At 62.9% G+C, this 5,451-nt stretch carries 6 protein-coding genes; all 6 read right to left on the reverse strand.

The genetic code is table 11. From position 1 onward, the window contains the following. Positions 1 to 304: 304 nt before the first annotated feature. Entirely contained in the window at positions 305 to 940 is a 636-nt protein-coding gene (locus GEV05_30275; protein MPZ47569.1) for a cation diffusion facilitator family transporter, read from the reverse strand. Between the two features lie 123 nt (positions 941 to 1,063). Beyond that, entirely contained in the window at positions 1,064 to 1,726 is a 663-nt protein-coding gene (locus tag GEV05_30280) for a thioredoxin domain-containing protein (GenBank protein MPZ47570.1), read from the reverse strand. A 263-nt stretch (positions 1,727 to 1,989) separates the two neighbouring features. Further along, positions 1,990 to 2,817, reverse strand: a complete 828-nt coding sequence (locus GEV05_30285; GenBank protein MPZ47571.1) for a hypothetical protein — start codon at positions 2,815 to 2,817, stop codon at positions 1,990 to 1,992. 77 nt (positions 2,818 to 2,894) lie between these two features. Then, positions 2,895 to 3,413 carry a hypothetical protein gene (locus GEV05_30290; protein MPZ47572.1) on the reverse strand — a complete coding sequence of 173 codons (519 nt, stop codon included), beginning with the start codon at positions 3,411 to 3,413 and terminating at the stop codon, positions 2,895 to 2,897. An 807-nt stretch (positions 3,414 to 4,220) separates the two neighbouring features. Further along, on the reverse strand, positions 4,221 to 4,760 hold the full coding sequence (locus GEV05_30295) for a hypothetical protein (GenBank protein MPZ47573.1): 540 nt from the start codon (positions 4,758 to 4,760) through the stop codon (positions 4,221 to 4,223). A gap of 143 nt (positions 4,761 to 4,903) precedes the next feature. Further along, positions 4,904 to 5,254, reverse strand: a complete 351-nt coding sequence (locus GEV05_30300) for a hypothetical protein (GenBank protein ID MPZ47574.1) — start codon at positions 5,252 to 5,254, stop codon at positions 4,904 to 4,906. Positions 5,255 to 5,451: the final 197 nt, after the last annotated feature.

The following is a 5,451-nucleotide window of genomic DNA, read 5'->3' on the forward strand; positions in this document are numbered from 1 at the left end:
GTGAGGGACGAGCGTGACATGAAATAGGGAACGCTCGATAAGCGGCGCCGAGGCCGCTTGCGACTTTCGGGCGCCGCTTCTGTCCGCAAGGACGGCCACGCAACTGAACACTGCGCCACAGTGGACCATTCGAAGCCGACGCCATGGCGGTGAATTCGATGATGACGGAATGATGGGATTCGGTGCCCTCGGCATGCTGATCCAGGTGCTCACGCAGCAGCCGACGATCTCGGAGACCGCCGTGATCGTGTAGAGCCCGAGCGTCTGGACGAAGGGAAGCATGGCCGCGGGGTCGTGTCGACAGTCAGCCGGCCACGGGATGTTTGTCCGCCTCGGCGAGTGCGCGCGTCGCCTCGCGCATGACGTGGATCGCAGAACGAAGCAGCAAGAGCGCCAGCAACGACCCCACGATCAGATCCGGCCAGCGCGACTCGGCGATCCAAACCGCGCCGGCGGCGACGAACACCGCGACGTTCGAGATGATGTCGTTGCGGGAGCACTCCCAGACCGAGCTCATGTTGACGTCTTCCGTGCGGTGTTTCCAAAGCAGCGCCAGGCAGGTGCCGTTGGCGGCGAGCGCGAGCACGCTGACGATACCCATCGTCTCGAACACGGGCATTCCGGGATGCGCGATACCGTAGCCGACCTGGCCGATAACGAAGAGCGCCGCAGCCAGGATCAGCGCGGACTTGAACAGCGCGATTTTCGCCTTTGCCCGTGCCCCACGTGCGACGGCATACAGGCTCAGCCCGTAGGTGGTGGCGTCCCCCAGGTTGTCGAGCGAATCCGCGAGCAGCGCGGTCGATCGGGCCAGCAGGCCCGCCGTGAACTCCACGACGAACATCACGGCATTGATCGCAAGGACGATGCGAAGGGTGCCCGCCTGCCGGCTCCGCAGCGCCTCGATGGCGCATTCCTTGTCGTTGCAGCAGTCTGCCACGGTGGTTCTCCTGTGTGTCGAACCTCAGTGTACAGGGGTGGGACTGGTCGAGCCGCCGCGGGGTTCGCGGATGGCGAGGCGCGGCGTTTGCAGATGGCTGTCCGCGAAGCTCCCGACCTCGGTCTATCGGTGTGCAAGGGCCGTTTCGATGGCGCGTCGCAGCGCGTCTTCGCTACGCGCTGGCACTTTACGACCATTGACGAAGAAGCTCGGCGTCCCGGTCACTCCGGCCCGGACGGCATCGTCCTCGTCGCGCTTGATCTTCGCGCCATGTTTCTGAACGACGTACGAGCGCTCCATCTTCTCCCTCGGGATGCCGAGGTGCTCCAGGTAGGTCGGAATGAGCTGCGGCCTCGGATCACGATGGCTACCCCATTCGGGCTGCTTTTCGAACAGGATGTCGAGCGCCTCGTTGAATTTTTCCAGCTCCCGCGCTTCTTCGAGGACCGCGGCTGCATAAAGCGAATTCTTGTGCAGCGGCATGTAGCGCACGACGAAGAGCGCCTGATCCGAATAGTCGGTCACGATCTTCTTGAAAATCGGGTGCATCGCGCGGCAGCCCTCGCACTCCGGATCGAGCCACTCGTGAACGACGACCCGCGCCATCATGTTGCCGTACGACGGGCTTTGGCCGGGAACGAAGGCGAAGGGGCTTGTGGCTGGCTTGGCCGGCCCCGGCAATTGCTGCGCCACCGGCTGCGGACTCTCGGCGGTTTGAGACCAGATGCTGAAGCCGGCACCAGCTGCGATAGCGACGATGACGATGATTACGACGAGGAGCTTCATAAAGACAATTCCAGTAACTTACCGTTTCGGCCGCGCTTGGAGCGGATCCAGGCGAAATGCTTTTGCAACAACCATGTTGACCAACCGAGGGAGAATCTGAGCCCCACGCACCGCAACTCATCATGTGGTCAACATCGTCGGAAACAGCGGTCAACTTCGCTGGAATACGCAACCGTGCATGACAACGTTGTCCGACGTTGCCAGGAAACCGACTTCGAAAGTCACGACGACAGCTCTTGTCGTACCACACTCAGATCGCGAGATCATAGAGGTTGTAGTTGCGGACGACCTTCTCGAACATCGCCTCGCTGAACCTGAAGTCGTCTTCGCGCCCGGCGAAGGGCTGGTAGACGAACGGCTTCTCCTGCGGATAGTGCTGCCGGCGCGCATCGATCGCCACGGCGATGACGGCGGAGCGTCGATCGATACGCTCCGCGTCGTAGGTCACGCCCTGGTACGCCATGCTGAGCGCGGATTTCGAACCCAGCACGGACTTGCGGCGATGAAAGCCGAAGGTGATGGAGATGCGCAGGCACGAAGTCCTCGCCGTTGATCGAGGCCGCGATGGCGAGCAGGTGCGGATGCCCGTAGACGCGCAATCCCGCGGGCATGTACTGGCACATGGCGCGCATGCGCAGCACCGTGTAGTTCGGGGCATCGCCGTCGGGCTTGGGCTCGGCCATGCGGCTGGGATGGCGACCGGCATTCGCTTCCGTGCCGCCTTGCGGATCGGACAGCGGTTTGCAGAGGTTGTAGATCTCGCGCGGCGCATCGGCGCCGAGGGTCGGGCGCCCCTGCGCATCGACCTTGGCGCCCGGGGCGATGGGCGCCCGCTGCAGCATTTCCCCGGCCTCGCGGCGCAGCTCCTCGACTTCCTCCGGACTGATTACCCCCTCGAAGACGTAGTAGCCGTGTTTCCAGTACGCGGCCAGGATATCGGGGTGCAAGCGGCCGTTCTCGTCAAGGCGGACCGGTCCGCGATTGCCGATCGCGCGCGCACGCTCGGCGCCGCGCTGTCCGAACTCGATCATTTTCTGCGCATGCTGCGCTCGCGTGAGCTCGGCGGTTCCTTCGGCGAGATCCATCATCATGCTGGTGTCCTCCAAAGGCCCGGCGGGAGTTCCGATTCACCGCCCGGCGTGACCATCGCTGGCTGGTACAGCGAACATCATAGTCCAAAAGCTCGTCGCATGAACGCTCGCGGCACTGCGGCATGGCGCGTTGTTGCGCCCTCGGAGTGGCAGCCCTGCAGAAAGCGCTCGTCAGTGCACAAGCGTGCGAGCGACGCGCCGAGCGTAGCGTCGGGGCCCACGGCGAGCCGGCCCGAGGCCGCGTCGAGGACCCACCACATCAAGCGCGGCGGAGCGTCGTTGCTCGTGGCGTATTCACCCATCATGAGGCTGCGCTTCGAGCCCGTGCGGTCCAAGCCCAGGAACGACCAGCGCATCCGATCGGCCGCGGCGCCGACCTGCACATAGCGCCCGACCTGTGGCAGCACGTAGCGATAGCCGAACGCGTAGTACTTGCCTTCGTTCGGCGACCAACCGATCACGTCGTCGCGCGAATCGTCGACCACTTTCAGACGTTTCATGTCGAACACGAGCACGCCGCCGGCTCGGCCATCGGCGAAGCCGCGCGAGTCTGCGACATAAAGATAGTCGCGGAACCACACCGCGCCGCCCGGCATGCGCGGCGATGGCTGCGAAGCTCACGTGATTCGAGGGATTCTGCGCGGCGCCGAGCGGGTTCACGAGCAGCACGTTGCGGTAGCGGATCGGGTTGCTCCAGGCCGTGACGTCGACGAAGGAGATGCGCATGCCTTTCTCGACGGTGTCGTCCTCGTTGTGCCAACTCGCGGCGAGCCGGTTGCGGCCGTCCTCCGTGTCCGTGCTGTCTGAATCTCCCGTGAGGCCCTGGGGAATCCAGTGCGTGGTTCCTTCGTCGTCGTCTTGCCACTGAAAGCCCACGTGGAATCGCTCGAGCACGTCTTGCCGGCCTTTGAACGCGGCGTGGTCCGCAGGGCTCGGAATGATCGCGCCGTTGCGGTTCAGATCGAGCTCGCCGAGCGCGCGAGTGGGCAGATTCCACGCGTCGACGATCGCCGTTTTGGCGTCCCACGTCATCTCGTCCGCGGCGCGAAACGCCCCTGTCGGCAGTGGTTTCAAGCTCATGGCAAACTCCTTGCGACAAGTCGGTGAGGAAAAACGGAGACACGCGATGCTGTGCCGCAGTCTCCGCGAACGAACTTCAGGTCCCATGGTAGAACGACGAAAACGATGTGCCGCGGACGGTTCACTCGGCGCCAATTTCGCCGCGCGATTACGCGCGGCTCACGTTCCGAGTGGCCGACCGGATAGGTACGATCAATGGCTGCCACAAGACCGTCATTCTCGGACTGTCGATCGATAGGCGTGGTGTACATCGCATATCTTTTCTTCTGTAGAGCGGAGTTGGACCAGGCGGCTGGCAGCGAACGCTGCATAACCGATGAGCATCACGCGGCGATCCCCACGACCGTCGAGTACGGGCCGCACAAATGCTCGCAGCGCATCTGCGTGAAACCGGCCTCACGCATCCAACCGATGCAGTCGGCACCGGTGTAGTCATAACCGCCGCGCGTCCTGACGAGCATGTTGAGACTCATCAAGAGACCGGCTACATTCTCCCGGCGCTCGTCATCGATCATCTGGTCATAGACGATCAGCACACCGCCCTTCGAAAGTGCTGTACGGGCCTTTGCCAACAACTGGCGCTTCACCTCCAGATCCCAATCATGCAGGATGTGGCCCATCACGAGCACGTCCGCCGAGGGCAGCGGCTCCTTGAAAAAGTCGCCCGCATAAAACCGCAGCCGGCCTCCAAGGCTGTGCTGCTGTACATAGGCGTCGAAGACCGGTTGCATTGACGGCAAGTCGAACCCGCCGCCGGTGAGATGCGGATGAGCATGTGCGATCGCGACTGGCACGCCGCCTTCGACGGCGCCGATGTCGATGAAGGTACGGTAATCGGCCCAGGGGAACCGTCGAGCAAGCACTCAGCAACGTTTTCGAGCCCCAGAAGCCCAGGGCCAATCCCATGATGCGGTCAGGCGAGAGGTCGGCGACGTGATTCGCATGCATCGCGCTTCTCCTCAGTCCATGATGTTCGGCTGGCGCCACGCGGTCGCCGTGATCGACCTTAGCCACTAGCGAGTCGGTGACCCTGCCTCTTGATCACTGTGACCCCCACCGTTGCGGCGCACATCGCAGCGTTGCCGAGGTTGAGGACGAGCCCCCAGATGTCACCCAGAAATAGCCACATGTACAGACCGGTCGAGGCGTTCGCAACGATCCAACTGCACCAGGTACTGAGGTTGATCGTCGGGCAGCCACGGTCATCTCGCAGGCAAGTCATCAATTGCGGCACGTACAACAGGATGCGGAGCGCGTTGAAGACGAAAAAGCACATCGCCACCAACGTACCGGCAGCGATCATCACCAACGGTTCTCCGGCACTGATCCATATCGAGATCTTGTCGAGTGCTTCCACAATGTCACCCTACTCGAGCGTGATACCCGCCTCGCGAATGATCTGCGCTCGCGCCACAAACGCCAGCGCGACGCCCGCCGCACCTGCAAGCAATACGTCTCGTCCATTCATTCGGTTCCTTCGTTGAATCTCGGCGGACATGCATGTGTGGTAGTGACGCTCGCCGTTAGCAGTCAATACTCCTCGGCCGTTCGCTG

It is taken from the genome of Betaproteobacteria bacterium, from assembly GCA_009377585.1.
GTDB lineage: Bacteria > Pseudomonadota > Gammaproteobacteria > Burkholderiales > WYBJ01 > WYBJ01.